Origin of the sequence: Pseudomonas sp. GD03875, assembly GCF_029840585.1 — a bacterium.
Classification (GTDB): domain Bacteria; phylum Pseudomonadota; class Gammaproteobacteria; order Pseudomonadales; family Pseudomonadaceae; genus Aquipseudomonas; species Aquipseudomonas paralcaligenes.
Genome location: NZ_JAOCCV010000004.1, coordinates 240,967 through 254,760, shown reverse-complemented (window position 1 = coordinate 254,760; position 13,794 = coordinate 240,967). Strand labels below are relative to the sequence as shown.

The 13,794-nt window shown below is 69.6% G+C and carries 13 protein-coding genes; 5 read left to right on the top strand and 8 right to left on the bottom strand.

Features of this window, described 5'->3' with window-relative positions:
• Positions 1-1,125, bottom strand: a 1,125-nt coding sequence (gene waaA / locus N5D30_RS05450; RefSeq protein WP_279908064.1) for a lipid IV(A) 3-deoxy-D-manno-octulosonic acid transferase, incomplete at its 3' end; no start/stop codon positions are given.
• A 59-nt stretch (positions 1,126-1,184) separates the two neighbouring features.
• Between waaA and N5D30_RS05445 the strand changes: the two genes are divergently transcribed.
• From N5D30_RS05445 to N5D30_RS05430, 4 genes are all read left to right on the top strand, one after another.
• Complete coding sequence (locus tag N5D30_RS05445; RefSeq protein ID WP_279904187.1) at positions 1,185-1,517, top strand: SMR family transporter; 333 nt, start codon at positions 1,185-1,187, stop codon at positions 1,515-1,517.
• Positions 1,518-1,562: 45 nt separating this feature from the next.
• Entirely contained in the window at positions 1,563-2,738 is a 1,176-nt protein-coding gene (locus N5D30_RS05440; protein ID WP_279908063.1) for an FAD-dependent oxidoreductase, read from the top strand.
• The gene (locus N5D30_RS05435) at positions 2,735-3,532 is read left to right on the top strand and encodes an aldo/keto reductase (RefSeq protein ID WP_279908062.1); all 798 of its coding nucleotides are present in this window, start codon (positions 2,735-2,737) and stop codon (positions 3,530-3,532) included. Before N5D30_RS05440 ends, N5D30_RS05435 begins: the two co-directional genes overlap by 4 nt.
• Before the next feature lie 83 nt (positions 3,533-3,615).
• Complete coding sequence (locus N5D30_RS05430) at positions 3,616-4,521, top strand: metal ABC transporter ATPase (protein ID WP_220811510.1); 906 nt, start codon at positions 3,616-3,618, stop codon at positions 4,519-4,521.
• 4 nt (positions 4,522-4,525) lie between these two features.
• On the opposite strand, the gene N5D30_RS05425 is transcribed toward N5D30_RS05430, so the two are convergent.
• The 5 genes from N5D30_RS05425 to msbA form a co-directional block, all read right to left on the bottom strand.
• Entirely contained in the window at positions 4,526-5,281 is a 756-nt protein-coding gene (locus N5D30_RS05425; protein ID WP_279908061.1) for a hypothetical protein, read from the bottom strand.
• A 40-nt stretch (positions 5,282-5,321) separates the two neighbouring features.
• Positions 5,322-6,743 (bottom strand): bifunctional D-glycero-beta-D-manno-heptose-7-phosphate kinase/D-glycero-beta-D-manno-heptose 1-phosphate adenylyltransferase HldE, encoded by a 1,422-nt coding sequence (gene hldE / locus N5D30_RS05420; RefSeq protein WP_279908060.1) that lies wholly within the window; start codon positions 6,741-6,743, stop codon positions 5,322-5,324.
• A gap of 244 nt (positions 6,744-6,987) precedes the next feature.
• A complete protein-coding gene (locus N5D30_RS05415) occupies positions 6,988-8,382 on the bottom strand; it encodes a PIG-L family deacetylase (RefSeq protein ID WP_279908059.1) in 1,395 nt (464 codons plus the stop codon).
• 40 nt (positions 8,383-8,422) lie between these two features.
• A complete protein-coding gene (locus N5D30_RS05410; protein WP_279908056.1) occupies positions 8,423-9,319 on the bottom strand; it encodes a GNAT family N-acetyltransferase in 897 nt (298 codons plus the stop codon).
• Entirely contained in the window at positions 9,319-11,145 is a 1,827-nt protein-coding gene (msbA, locus tag N5D30_RS05405; protein ID WP_279908054.1) for a lipid A export permease/ATP-binding protein MsbA, read from the bottom strand. The genes N5D30_RS05410 and msbA overlap by 1 nt, the downstream gene beginning before the upstream one ends.
• Positions 11,146-11,205: 60 nt before the next feature.
• Between msbA and N5D30_RS05400 the strand changes: the two genes are divergently transcribed.
• On the top strand, positions 11,206-11,796 hold the full coding sequence (locus tag N5D30_RS05400; RefSeq protein ID WP_308446194.1) for a lipopolysaccharide kinase InaA family protein: 591 nt from the start codon (positions 11,206-11,208) through the stop codon (positions 11,794-11,796).
• Here N5D30_RS05400 and N5D30_RS05395 read toward each other — a convergent pair.
• Together N5D30_RS05395 and N5D30_RS05390 are read right to left on the bottom strand one after the other, a co-directional pair.
• On the bottom strand, positions 11,766-12,605 hold the full coding sequence (locus tag N5D30_RS05395) for a lipopolysaccharide core biosynthesis protein (RefSeq protein WP_279908052.1): 840 nt from the start codon (positions 12,603-12,605) through the stop codon (positions 11,766-11,768). The genes N5D30_RS05400 and N5D30_RS05395 overlap by 31 nt on opposite strands.
• Positions 12,606-12,607: 2 nt before the next feature.
• On the bottom strand, positions 12,608-13,789 hold the full coding sequence (locus tag N5D30_RS05390) for an O-antigen ligase family protein (RefSeq protein ID WP_279904197.1): 1,182 nt from the start codon (positions 13,787-13,789) through the stop codon (positions 12,608-12,610).
• Positions 13,790-13,794: the final 5 nt, after the last annotated feature.

Sequence of the window (13,794 nt, the reverse complement as noted above, 5' to 3'; positions counted from 1 at the left end):
GCCATCCGTCACCTCCAGCAGGTCACCGGCGTCGCGCAGCTGGGCGGCGATCTCCAGGAAATTGAACAGGTGGGCCCCGCTCAGCAGCGGCTTGCCCAGCGCCGCCGGCTCGAGCAGGTTGTGCCCACCGTTGGGGACCAGGCTGCCGCCGACGAAGGCCAGGTCGGCCAGGGCATAGAGGAACAGCAGCTCGCCCAGGGTATCGCCGAGCAGCACCTGCGCAGCGTCGCCGACCGGCTCGCCGGTGGAGCGGCGCACCGTGGCGAAGCCTTCGCGGCGGCACAGTTCGAACACCTGGGCGAAGCGCTCGGGATGGCGCGGCACCAGGATCAGCAGCGCGTCCGCCCGCTCCGCCAGCAGCCGGCGATGGGCCGCGAGCACCACCTCGTCCTCGCCGGCGTGGGTACTGGCGGCGATCCATACCGGCCGGGCAGATGCGCCCCAGGCGTCGCGCAGCTCGGCCGCGCGACGCGGCAGCTCGGGGTCGACGCTGAGATCGAACTTGATCGAACCGGTCACCTCGACGCACCCGGGCCGCGCGCCCAGCTGGCGGAAACGCTCGGCCTCGGCGGCGGTCTGTGTGGCGATCAGCTCCAGCTCGGCCAGCATCGGCGCGGTGAGCTTCGCGAAGCGCGCATAACCGCGCGCCGAGCGCTCGGACAGCCGCGCGTTGGCCAGCGCCACCGGAATACCGCGCGCATGGCAGGCGTGGATATGGTTGGGCCACAGCTCGGTCTCCATGATCACCGCGAGCCTCGGCCGCAGGCGGTCGAGGAAACGCGCGCAGGCCCAGGGCAGGTCGTACGGCAGGTAGCAGTGCTGGATGCGCTCGCCGAACAGCGCCTGGATGCGTTCCGAGCCGGTCGGCGTCATGCAGGTCACGGTGACCGGCAGCTCCGGGTGGCGTTCCAGCAGCTCGCGTACCAGCGGCGCGGCGGCGATGCTCTCGCCCAGGGACACCGCGTGTATCCAGATGCCGCCGGGGCGGAAGGCCGGCAGGCCGAGGCTGAAGCGCTCGCCGATGCGCCGGCCGTAGGCCGGTGCGCGCCAGGCGCGCCACAGCAGGCGCAGGAAGATGAATGGCAGGGCCAGGTGCAGGATCAGGCTGTAGAGGGTTCTGTTCATGGGCGCGCAGCTTAGCAAAGGGGCATGCCACAATGCGCGGCGCAACCGAGGAGAGCCCCATGAACGCCTACCTGTACCTGGCCATCGCCATCGTCGCCGAAGTCATCGGCACCACCGCCCTCAAGGCCGTGGCGGGCTTCAGCAAGCCGTTGCCGCTGTTCCTGGTGGTGGTCGGCTATGGCATCGCCTTCTGGATGCTCAGCCTGGTGATGAAGAGCATCCCGGTGGGCGTCACCTACGCCATCTGGTCGGGCCTTGGCATCGTCCTGATCAGCATCGCCAGCCTGGTGATCTATGGTCAGAAGCTGGACCTGGCGGCCCTGCTGGGCATCGGCCTGATCGTCGCCGGGGTGCTGGTGATCCAGCTGTTCTCCGGCAGCAGCGGCCACTGATCGCGGGCGGTTATACTGCGCGCCTGATCTGCAGCGAGCCACGGCATGTCCCAGTCCCTCAGCACCGATATCCTGATCGTCGGCGGCGGTGTCGCCGGCCTCTGGCTGAACGCCCGCCTACGCGGACTCGGCTACGCCACCCTGCTGGTGGAAAGTGCCAGCCTCGGCGGCGGGCAGAGCCTGAAGTCCCAGGGCATCATCCACGGCGGCGCCAAGTACGCCCTGCACGGCGCGCTGACCGGCGCCTCCGAGGCCATCGCCGACATGCCGCGGCGCTGGCTGGACGCGCTGAACGGCGGCGGTGAGCTGGACCTGGCCGGCGTGCGCCTGCTGTCCGACGCCCACTATCTCTGGTCGCCGGGCGGCCTGGCCGGCAACCTGACCAGCTTCTTCGCCAGCAAGGCGGTGCGCGGGCGGGTCGACCAGGTCAAGGGCGAACGGCTGCCCGCCGCCCTGCAGCACCCGAAGTTCAAGGGCAAGGTCTATCGCCTGGCCGAGCTGGTGCTCGACGTGCCCAGCCTGATCGCCCGCCTCGCCGAACTGGCCGGCGACAGCCTGCTGGCCGGGCGCGAGATCGCCCCGCTGCGCGAGGACGGCGAGCTGGTCGGCCTGCGCGTCGACGGCCGCGAGGTCCGCGCCCAGCGCATCGTGCTCAGCGCCGGCCAGGGCAACGCCGCGCTGCTCGCCGCCCTCGGCCTGGAGCAGCCGCGCCAGCAACTGCGTCCACTGCACATGGTGCTGGTCAAGGGCAAGGGCCTGAAGCCGCTGTATGCCCACTGCCTGGGCGGCGGGCCCAAGCCGCGCATTACCGTGACCAGCCACCCGGCCGCCGACGGCCAGTGGGTCTGGTACCTGGGCGGCGACATCGCCGAGGCCGACGGGGTGGCGCGCAGCGAGGCGGCGCAGATCGCCGCGGCGCAGAAAGAGGTGCAGCAGCTGCTGCCCTGGATCGACCTCTCCGACGCGCGCTGGGCCACCCTGCGGGTCGACCGCGCCGAGCCGGCCCAGAGCGGCCTGGTGCGCCCGGACAACGCCTTCCTCGCCGACCAGGGCCGCTTGCTGGTGGGCTGGCCGACCAAGCTGGCGCTGTCGCCGGACTTCGCCGACCGGGTCATCGCCGCGCTGCAGCGCGACGCCATCCGCCCCGGCGCCCACGCGCCGCTGCCGGAGCTGCCGCGCCCGCCCCAGGCCGAGCCCGTGTGGGAAGAGCTGCTGCCATGACCCTGCACGACCTGCACCGCCCCCTGGGCGACACCGGCCTGATCGTCTCGCCGCTCGGCCTGGGCACCGTCAAGCTGGGCCGCGATCAGGGCGTGAAGTATCCCAACGGCTTCACCATCCCCGACGACGCCGCCGCCCGCGCCCTGCTCGACCAGGCCCGCGCGCTGGGCATCAACCTGATCGACACGGCACCGGCCTACGGCGTCAGCGAACAGCGCCTCGGCCCGCTGCTACGCGGCCAGCGCGAGGACTGGGTGATCGTCAGCAAGGTCGGCGAGGAGTTCGATGACGGCCAGTCGCGCTTCGACTTCTCGCCGCAGCACACCCGCTTCTCCGTGGAGCGCAGCCTCCGGCGCCTGGAGACCGACCGCATCGACCTGGTGCTGGTCCATTCGGACGGCAACGACGTGGCCATCCTGCGCGACAGCGGAGTGTACGAGACCCTCGCCCAGCTCAAGCGCGAGGGCAAGATCCGCGCCTTCGGCCTGTCCGGCAAGACGGTGGAAGGCGGCCTGCAGGCCCTCGCGGACGGCGACTGCGCGATGGTCACCTACAACCTGGCCGAACAGGCCGAGCGGCCGGTGCTCGACCATGCGGCAGCGCACGGCAAGGGCATCCTGATCAAGAAGGCCCTGGCCAGCGGCCACGCGGTGCTGGCCGGCGAAGACCCGGTGCGCGCCAGCTTCGAACTGGTGTTCGGCCACCCCGGGGTCACCGCCGCCATCGTCGGCACCATCAACCCGCAACATCTGGCGGCAAACGCGGCGACCGCCGCCGCGGTGATCCGCGGCTAAACTGCAAGGCTCCTGGCGCGGTCTGAACCTCACCACGCCCATCCATCCGCCGCAGCGCAACCGCTGCCGACCGAGGAGCCGATATGTCGAGACTGCTGGCCCGCAAGGCCCCGGGCAACTTCAAGACCCTGCCGCTGTACGTCGAGGCCACGGCGGACGGGCTGAACTACCGCAGCCTCGGCCTGCCCCTGAACTTCGCCCAGATGCTGGAACGGCGCCGCCCGGTGCAGGCGGCGGACAGCCAGCACTTCGCCCTGGAGCTGGCCAACCTCGGCGTCTCGGTGCGCCTGACCCTGGCCTGGCAGGGCCGCGAATACTGGCTGCTGGTGCGCCAGCAGCGCCCCGACCGGGGCGACGTGGTGCTCAAGCTGATCTCCGGCTACGTGCCGGCCCACGAGCTGAACCTGCCGCTGCTCACCGCCATCCAGGAAGTGGCCGAGGAATGCCTGATCGAGAGCGAGAGCGGCTGGCTGAGCGGCCGCTATGCCGACACCTGGCTGCCGACGCCGTACCAGGGCGCGCTGCGCTACCGCGAGAGCGACCACTTCCGCCTCGCCCCCCTGTCCGGCGCGGCGCGGCCGGTGCAGTGCGGCAACCTGATGCTGATGGAGCGCCCGCGCGCCTACGTGCACCTGCCCACCGCCTCGCTCCAGCTGGTCTACGACCTGCGCCTTGAGCTGCCCCGGGATTGCCGCCAACCCAGCCTGTTCCACGTCGACGAGCGCCTGGAAGGAGACCAGCTGGTGGCCTGCCTGGAGCGGCGGCGCCCGGACCTCTACCTGCTGCCGCTGCACCAGGGCAGGCCCGCCGGCGAGCTGTTCACCCTGCGCCGCGGCGAACTAGTGCCCGCCAGCACCCGCGGCCTGTGGTTGTCGGAGAGCTTCGCCGCGCAGGACGGCTGGCTGGTGCGCGACGAGCGCATCCGCTGGAAGGACTGGCAGGCACGCCTGCAGCGCGAGGAGAATCCGCCGGGGCGGCTGGCGGGCTAGCGAATCACGCGCCCAGCTGCGGGAACAGGCGCCGGGCCAGCGACCAGTCCACGGCCGGCGTGCCCCGGCCCGCGGACAGCGGCCACACCGGGTCCGCGCGATGGGACAGGTGGGCGAACGCCGCCTTCTCCATCTCGATGCGTTGCAGGAAGCCATGGAACTGCAGAGCGCCCGAGTAGCCGGGGATGGCGGCGTTGCTGATCACCCCCAGCTCCGCCAGGATCCGCAGGCACCAGAGCCGGGCCGCGTGATTGCTTTTCGGCAGCAGCTTGGTCGAGGACACCCGCTTCAGCAGGTCCGTCGTCGAGACGTCCGCCGGCACCGAGTCGATGAGTTCGAGCAGCGCCCTCAGCACCTCGACCTGCTCCGGCCGGTACTCCAGCGCGATATTCGGTACGTCTTCCAGATCGATCAGGTGGCTGTAGCAGGGCACCGTCGAGCAGCGCCCGGCGAAGGCGAAGTCCCAGAGCTGTCCTTCCCGGCTGCGCAGCTCGCTGCGCGCAATGCCGCAGATGGCACAGGGAACCTCGGACTCTTCGCGATACAGGCGGTTGTGGGCGGCGAAGTCGAACGGTTCCCACGCATGCTCCGGCAGGTTGCGGGCGGAGTGGTAGGCCATGAGCGGGGTCATGGCGCGACGTGCGCCGGTCGCCAGGCTGGCGATGAACAGCTCGGCGACCCGCTCGCCCAGGGCATCGTTCGTCGCCAGTGCGCGCAGCCTGCGAACGCTGTCATCGTGGTGAAAGGCTTCTCGCTCCATGAGATTCACTCCTGCTCCGGGCAGCGGCGAGCCGCCGGCATCACTTGCTGCGGATTTTCTCGACGATCGCGGTGGTCGAGCTGTTCTCCACCAGGCCGAGCACCCGCACCTCGCCGCCGTAGGCGCGGACGATGTCGGCGCCCACCACCTGGTCGATGCCGTAGTCGCCCCCCTTCACCAGCACGTCCGGCCGGACCGCGCGCAGCAGGCTCTCCGGCGTGTCCTCGGCGAAGCTCACCACCCAGTCCACCGCGCCGAGGCCTGCGAGCACGGCCATGCGCCGGTCCACCGCGTTGATCGGACGGCCCGGGCCCTTGAGGCGCGAGACCGAGGCGTCGTCGTTGACCGCCAGCACCAGCCGGTCGCCCTGGGCGCGCGCCTGCTCCAGGTAGGTCACGTGGCCGGCGTGGAGGATGTCGAAGCAGCCGTTGGTGAAGACGATCTTCTCGCCGTGGGCGCGGGCGTCCTCGACGGCCACCAGCAACTGTTCCAGCCCCAGCACGCCGCGCTCCGAGCCCTGCTCGCGCTGCACCGCGCGGCGCAACTCGGGCGCGCTGATCGCCGCAGTGCCGAGCTTGCCGACCACGATGCCGGCGGCCAGATTGGCCAGGGCCACGGCCTGCGGCAACTCCTCGCCGGCGGCGATGGAGGCGGCCAGGGTGGAGATCACGGTGTCGCCGGCGCCGGTCACGTCGAACACCTCGCGGGCGCGGGCCGGCAGGTGCAGCGGCGCGTGGTCCGGGCGCAGCAGGGTCATGCCGTGCTCGCCGCGGGTCACCAGCAGCGCGCCCAGGTCCAGCTCGCGCATCAGCCGGGCGCCCTTGGCGACCAGCTCGGCCTCGTCGGCGCAATGGCCGACGATGGTCTCGAATTCATTGAGATTGGGGGTGATCAGGCTGGCGCCGCGGTAGATGGAGAAGTCCTTGCCCTTGGGGTCGGCCAGCACCGGGATGCCCTTCGCCCGGGCCAGCTGGATCAGCGCCTGGTGGTTGCGCAGCGCGCCCTTGCCGTAGTCGGACAGCACCAGCACCCTGACGCCGGCGAGCAGGCCGTCGACCTCGTGGGCCAGCGCCTCAGCATCGGTCCTGAAGGGCTCCTCGAAGTCCATGCGCAGCAGCTGCTGGTGGCGGCTCATGACCCGCAGCTTGACGATGGTCGGCTGGTCGTCGATGCGCTGGAAGTGGGCGCGCACGCCGGCGGCGTCCAGGCTGGCGGTAAGGCTGTCGGCCGCCTCGTCCTCGCCGCTGACGCCGACCAGCTGGGCCTGCGCGCCCAGGGCGGCGATGTTCAGCGCGACGTTGGCGGCGCCGCCCGGACGGTCCTCGATCTGCTCGACCTTGACCACCGGCACCGGCGCCTCGGGGGAGATGCGCGAGGTGCCGCCATGCCAGTACCGGTCGAGCATGACGTCGCCCACCACGAGAACGGCGGCCTGGTCGTAACGGGGCATGGACAGCTTCATGGACACTCCGGAGCGGCAAAATCGCCGCGGATCATAACATGGCCCTCCCCGGCCGTAGCCGTCGCGACATGCGCCCGAGAACCGACACGAGCGCGGAAGACCGAAAGCCAGACGGGCAGCGCGGCCTCCGGCGCCTGTGGGAGCGGCCTTGGCCGCGAATGTTGGGCTACACCGGTGCATACGGCCGAAAGATCGCGGCCAAGGCCGCTCCCACATGGGCAGGTCTGCGTCGCCTGCCGTGCGGCTACAGGTGGCGCACCCAGAACAGCTCGTGGCGGCGCACCGCCTTGCGGAAGAACTCGTCCTCGCCGGTGGCCGGCCAGCGGCGCCCGGCGAGCACGCGCTGGATCAGCCGCCGCAGGCGCTTCTTCGGCGGCGGGGGCGCCTGCAGGTCGTGCTGCATGGCCAGGGCCATGGCCTTGTCGAGCTGGGTCTCGGCGGACAGGGTCGGGCTCCACAGGGCATCGGCCGGCAGCGCGACGATCGCCGGCGGCAGGGCGATGCCATGGTTCGCCGGCCCCATCGGCCAGCGGTCGTTGTCGTGCAGGTGGTTGGCATAGAGCAGCAGGGTCTGCGGCTGCCAGGCGCTGGCCTGGACCGCCTCCAGCACGGCGCGGGTCGACGCGACGTGGTCGCTGTGCGGGTCCAGCTCCGGATGCGGGGTGACCACCACCTCCGGGCGGAAGCGTTCGAGCAGCGCGGCCAGGTCGGCGACCAGGTTGTTCCAGGTCGGCGCGCCGTCGGCATCGCCCGGCAGCTGCAGCGGGTTGTGCCGGCGCACGCTGCGGATGTCCGATTCCCCCGACTCGCGAGACGGCACGGGCAACTCCGGCTGCTCGGCCATGGTCGGCAGCTGCAGGCAGTAATAGCCGAGCTGCACGCAGCGGCCCTGCGGTACGCCGCCCCAGAGCGGCACGGCCAGGCTGTCCCAGGCGCGCAGCCGGCCCTTGAGCACGGCGGCGCTCTGCGCCGACAGGCCGAGGCGGCGATAGCGCTCGGCCTCGACCTCGCCCTGGGTCAAGGTAACGATGCTGGCCTGGGCGCAGCGGCTGTACAGGCCGAATGCCGCCAGCTCGGCGTCGTCGGCGTGGGGGGCGATGACCATCACCCGGCGCTCGGCGTAGTCCGGGTTGCTCATGGCGAACAGGCGCCCTTCCCGGCCCAGCCGGCAGCAGCGCCCGCGCAGGCGCAGGGTGCCGGCGCGCAGCGCGTCGCCCTGGCCGGACAGGTTGAAGTAGCGCAGGCCGTCGACCCGCCGCTCCAGGTCCTGGCGGTCGTCGCCCAGCAGCACGCGGGGGTCGAGGAAGCGCCCCAGCCAGGTGGCGGTCACCTCCAGCTCCAGCACCAGGGTCTCGGCATCGCCCAGGTCGCCGTCGACCCGCAGCTGGCCGTCCGCGACCCGGGCCAACAGGCAGGGCGTGCCGGCCGGGAAGTCGTAGTGGTAGTCGTCTTCCGGCGAGTAGAACAGGTGATCGGCGAACCAGGCCTCGTGGGCGATCCAGGCCGCCACCAGCAGCAGCGGCACCCACCACCAGGCGACGAACACGCCGAGCGCCACCATCACCAGCATCGCCACCAGCATGGCGATGCGCTTGTTGCGGCGATGGCGTTTGAGCAGTTGCTGCTTGCGACCGGTCATGATCTCGTCACCCGTTGCTATCCCCGTGCGCGGCGGACCGCTACACCTGATAGGCCGGCACCCGGTGGCACCAGCGGTCCTTGTACTCGCGGTCGGCGCGGCCGAAGGAGTAGCGCAGCGGCTTGCCGACGGCCCGCGCCTCGGCCCAGGCGTTCTGCGTGTTGACGTAGCTGAGCACGCTGCCGGGGCTGAATTCGCGCTGCTGCGGATCGACGCCGCCGTTGATGTATTCCAGGCTGACCCAGCGCGGCGCCTCGACCCGGTATAGCACCTGAATCGCCACCGGCGCATCGTTGAGGTAGACCAGCGAGCCCGTCATGAATTCACGCAGCAGAGTGAACACCTCGACCAGACGGTCCTTGCCGGTGGCCTCGAAGCCCCAGCGACGCAGGAACAGGTCAGTGTAGATGCGCGCCTGCTCCTCGGCGGAAAGCTCCAGCATCGGTCTGATGACGCCGCCCGACTCCTCCAGCAGGCGCTGCTCGCGACGCTGGTTGTAGCGGAACTTCTTGCCGTACTCCTCCGGCTCGCGGGCCAGGGCCAGGCCCTCCGGCTGCTCGCACAGGCCGAGCACGGCCCCGGCGTTGAGCTGGGAGACATAGCGCGCGCGGTGGCGCAGCACAGCGCCGGCGCCGTCTGCGGCGGGCAGGATGATCTCCGCGTTGCCCAGGTCGAACAGGCCGCGCTTGCCGTGCTTCTTCAGCACATCCTTGGACAGCGCCAGGTGGCGGCCCCAGGTGGGAACGGCCGCCTGCAGCTCGCCGCCGCGCTCCCAGCCGAGGTAGCGCACCGGGATTCCGGCCAGGCCGGCGAGGCGCTCGACGACCTGGGGATGGGTCGCGACGCTACCACCGAAGCGCTGCCAGACGGAGGCATAGGTCGCGGCATCGATCTGCCTCCAGCCTCGCTCGCGATAACCGCGCAGGAACTCCAGCATCAGGCGTCCAGCTCCAGCGGCTGCTCGCTGCCGCCCTCCTCGAACTGCTTGGCATGCAGGCGGGCGTAGTAGCCGTTCTGCGCCAGCAGCTCGGCATGGCTGCCGCGCTCGACGATCTCGCCCTGGTCCATCACCAGGATCAGGTCCGCCTTCTCGATGGTGGTCAGACGGTGGGCGATCACCAGGGTGGTGCGGCCCTTCATCACCTCGTCCAGGGCCGCCTGGATGTGACGCTCGGATTCGGTATCCAGGGCCGAGGTGGCCTCGTCGAGAATCAGCAGCGGCGCGTTCTTCAGCAGTGCCCGGGCGATGGCCAGGCGCTGGCGCTGGCCGCCGGAGAGCAGCACGCCGTTCTCGCCAACCAGGGTGTCGAAGCCCTGCGGCAGCTTGTCGATGAACTCGGAGGCATAGGCCGCCTCGGCCGCCTGGCGCACCTGCTCCATGGGTGCGCCGGCCAGGTCGCCATAGGCGATGTTGCTGGTCACGCTGTCGTTGAACAGAGTGACATGCTGGGTCACCAGGGCGATGTGCTTGCGCAGGTTGCGCAGCGTGTATTCCTCGATGTCCAGCCCGTCGAGCAGAATGCGGCCCTGCTCATGCTGGTAGAAGCGTGGGATCAGGCTGGCCAGGGTCGACTTGCCGCTGCCGGAGCGGCCCACCAGGGCGATCATCTGCCCCGGCTCGGCGACGAAGGAGATGTCGCGCAGCACCGGCTTTTCCGCGCCCGGGTACTGGAAGGTCAGGTTGCGCACTTCGAGCTGGCCGCTGATGCGTTCGCGCTCGCGCAGGCCGCTGTCCACCTCGGGCTGCTCGTCCAGCTGCTCGAAGATGCTCTCGGCGCCGGCGACGCCCTTCTGGATGGTCGAGCTGACCTCGGACAACTGGCGGATCGGCTTGGGCAGCAGGCCGGCCAGGGTGATGTAGGCCACCAGGTCGCCGGTGGTGGCGTCGCCGCGCAGCAGCAGCACCAGGAACATCAGCAGTGCCATGGCGCTGTAGATCACCAGCTGCAGGCTGGGGGTGTAGATGGCGTTGGTCTTGACCATACGCAGCTGCTTTTCCTTGTTCGCCTCGCTGGCGAGCTGGAAGCGCGTCTGCTCGTAGCTCTCGCCGCCGAAGCTGCGCACCACCCGGTAGCCCTGGATGGTCTCGGAGGCCACGTGGGTCACGTCGCCCATGGCCACCTGGATCTTCTTGCTCTGCTTGCGGAACTTGCGGCTGGCGCTGCCGACCATCACACCGATGATCGGCAGGATGGCGACCATGACCAGGGTCAGCTTCCAGTTCATCACCAGCAGGCTGGCGAACAGGAACAGCACGGTCATGCCTTCGCGCACCACTACCTTGATGGCGTCGGTGGCGGCGCCGGTGACCATGGTCACGTTGTAGGTGATGCGCGAGATCAAGTGCCCGGAATTGTGGTTGTCGAAGTAGCGGTTGGGCAGGGTCAGCAGGTTGTTGAACAGGGCGACACGCAGGTCCTGCACCAGCCCCATGGAGACCTTGGCCAAGAAGTAGTTGCCCAGATAGGAGCCGATGCCCTGCCACAGGGCGATGAGCACGATCATCAGCGGCACGGCCTGCAGCAGCTTGAGGTCCGACAGCCAGTGGTAGTCCTGCAGATAGGGGACCTCGGAGAAGAAGCCGGCGTCAGGATTGCTGAGTCCGTCAACGAAGAATTTGAGCATGTAGCCCAGCATCGGCTGGGTCGAGGCGAAGATCAGAAAGCCCAGGATGCTGATGACGAACAGCCCCCAGTAGGGCACCACGTATTTCAGCAATCGCAGATAAACCCTAAGGCTGGATTGCTGGTTAGAATTGGCCATTCGGCGCGCCTCGTGCGACTGGCTTAGAGAGACAAGATGCGGATTGTAACAGCGAACGAATTGCAAGATTGGCTGAGCCAGGGCGAACTGCTGGAAAAAGACAGCCACGGCCCCAAGGTGGTCCGTCTGCCCAGCGGCACGCTGCTGAAGATCTTCCGCAGCCGCCGCAATCCGCTGCTGGCCCGCATCCGTCCCGATGCAAGGCGCTTCGCCGAGCGCGCATCGCGCCTGCAGGCCCACGGCATCCGCACCCCCGCGATCCGCGAATGCTGCTGGCTGGAGCGCGACAAGGCGGTCAGCGCCTGCCTGTATCAGCCGCTGGCGGGGCAATCGCTGGACAGCCTGTTTCACAATTCGCGGAAGGAGTTCGACGGCCTGCTCCCGCAACTGGCGGCCTACATCCTCAAGCTGCATCGCCTGGGCATCTACTTCCGCTCACTGCACCTCGGCAACATCCTGCTGACGCCCGACGGCGACTTCGGCCTGATCGACTTCCTCGACCTGCGCTTCAAGAATCGCCCGCTGGGGCGTCTACTGGTCCGTCGCAACTTCCGCCACCTGCAGCGCTACCTGGAGCGCCGCCAGGTGCAGGCCTTCCCCTGGGAAGAGCTGATGCAGCACTACGAAGTGGCCAGAAGCGCGTCCAGCTGATCGAGCGTCAGGCGTGGGACCAGGCGCTCCGGCAGGCGGCTGGCCTGGGACAGGCCGAACACGCGGAAATGCGGCCCGACGACGCGCTCCGCCACCAGCTCGAAACTCGGCAGGATGTAGTCGTCGTAGTCCTCGTCGAGGCGGCTCGGCAACGCCGCCTCCCCCTGCTCGTAGAAGCGCCCCGGCTGGGCGCCCATGTCCGCGCCGACCAGCACCACGTTGCGAAAGCCCAGGTGATAGGCCAGCTGCATGGCCGCATAGGGAATGGTGCGCCCACCGAAGTAGCCCTTGACCATGTTCCGGCTGAAGCCGATGCGGTTGGGCTTCTGCCGCCAGAGGGAGAAGCGGCACTCCGTGTCCGGGCAGTTGCGCACGCGCCAGGCGTAGCGGCGATCCGACAGCTCCTCGCCATCCAGCGGTCGGTTGCTGCGCAGCATCAGGTAGATCGAGCGACCGTCGATGGCATCGGGAACCCGCTCCAGCAGAGCCTCCAGCGCGCCGACGCCCAGCGCCGAGTGGCGCGCCAGCGCGATGCCCTGACGCACCAGCGGCAGGCGATCGCGGACGAAGCCGCGGTCGTCGCAGAGGTAGAACAGCGGGCTGACGCCGGTGTCCGCGAAACGCACGATCGAGCCGTTCATGGCGATCATCGGCACGTGCCGGTAGCGCTCCAGGGGGAAATCCGCGGCCGAGGGCCCGGAGGCCAAGGCGATCAGGGTTCCGGAATAGGCGCCGCGGCAGGCCTCGAAGGGTGTGCCGTCATCCCAGCAGGCGCGCAGGCGCTCGGCAATCGCCTTGTTGTCGTCCATGTCTACGCAATCTCACGTTCTCGAATACAGGCCCTGTTCCGCAGGGCCGCCCCGGCCATGCACAGGAACAGCGGCAACCAGAGGCAGAACCACTCCTCGCGGGGCTTCACCCAGGGTCCGACACCGTCCGTGAACAGCGCGATCCCGGCGAAGCACAGCAATGATAGGCACAGGCGCCCCTGCACGGAGTCGCGCAGCCGCCAGGCCCACAGCGCCGCCCAGCCGTACAGCAGGAGCCAGCCGGCCAACCCGACCATGCCGAGCAGCACCGCGATGTGCAGGTAGAGGTTGTGGGCGTGCTCGTAGGAGACGCCCTGGGCCGGAACCGGCAGCAGGTAGGGCGAGGCGAAGCCTATGCCGAGCCACGGGTGCTCCTGGATCTTCAGCAGCGCCTGCTCGATCAGGTCCGGCCGGTAGGAAAAGCCGCGTTGCAGCAACAGGTCCGGCCAGAACCAGGCCACCACCAGCAGCGTCAGGCAGGTGGCGCCGGCCAGCGCCAGCGGCCGGAAGCCACGCTCCCAGAAGGGCGCCAGCAGGATCGTCGCGCAGACCGCGATCCAGGGTCCCCTGGACTGGGTCATCAGCAGGAAGGCCAGGTATCCCGCCAGGCTGACGTACCAGGGAACGCCCTTCAGCCAGGACGGCAGATACTGGCGCAGACACAGCAGCAGAATGCCCATGATGCCGAACAGCTGTCCGGCCAGGATGGGATGGTTGACCAGCCCCGTCCCGACCGCGCGCGCCGTCCACGGCTGCAGCTCCAGCCCGTAGAGATTCTGCAGGCTGAGCCAGGCCAGCAGCCCGACCAGCAGGCCCAGCATCGCCAGGCTGCGCCACAACCGCTCGGGGTCCAGGCAGGCCAGCGCCAGCACCGCGTTGGTGGCGAGCGCCACGTACAGGAATATCTTCAGTTCCCCCGGGTCCGCCGGCGTCTCGCTCCACAGCAGGGAGGCCGCCGACCACAGGGCGAAGAGCCCCAGCAACAGGCTCGCCGGCTGCCACCAGCCGCGACGGACCTGGGCGCTGGTCAGCAAGGCCAGCAACCCCGGCAGCCAGAACAGCAGGATCAGGCCCTGCTGGTAGAGCTTGCTGGTCGGCAGCACCAGCATGCCGGCGAGCCACCAGGCCAGGCCAAAAGCCAGCCAGCGCGGGAGTAAGGTGTTCCAGTTAGACGCGAACGACAACAGCA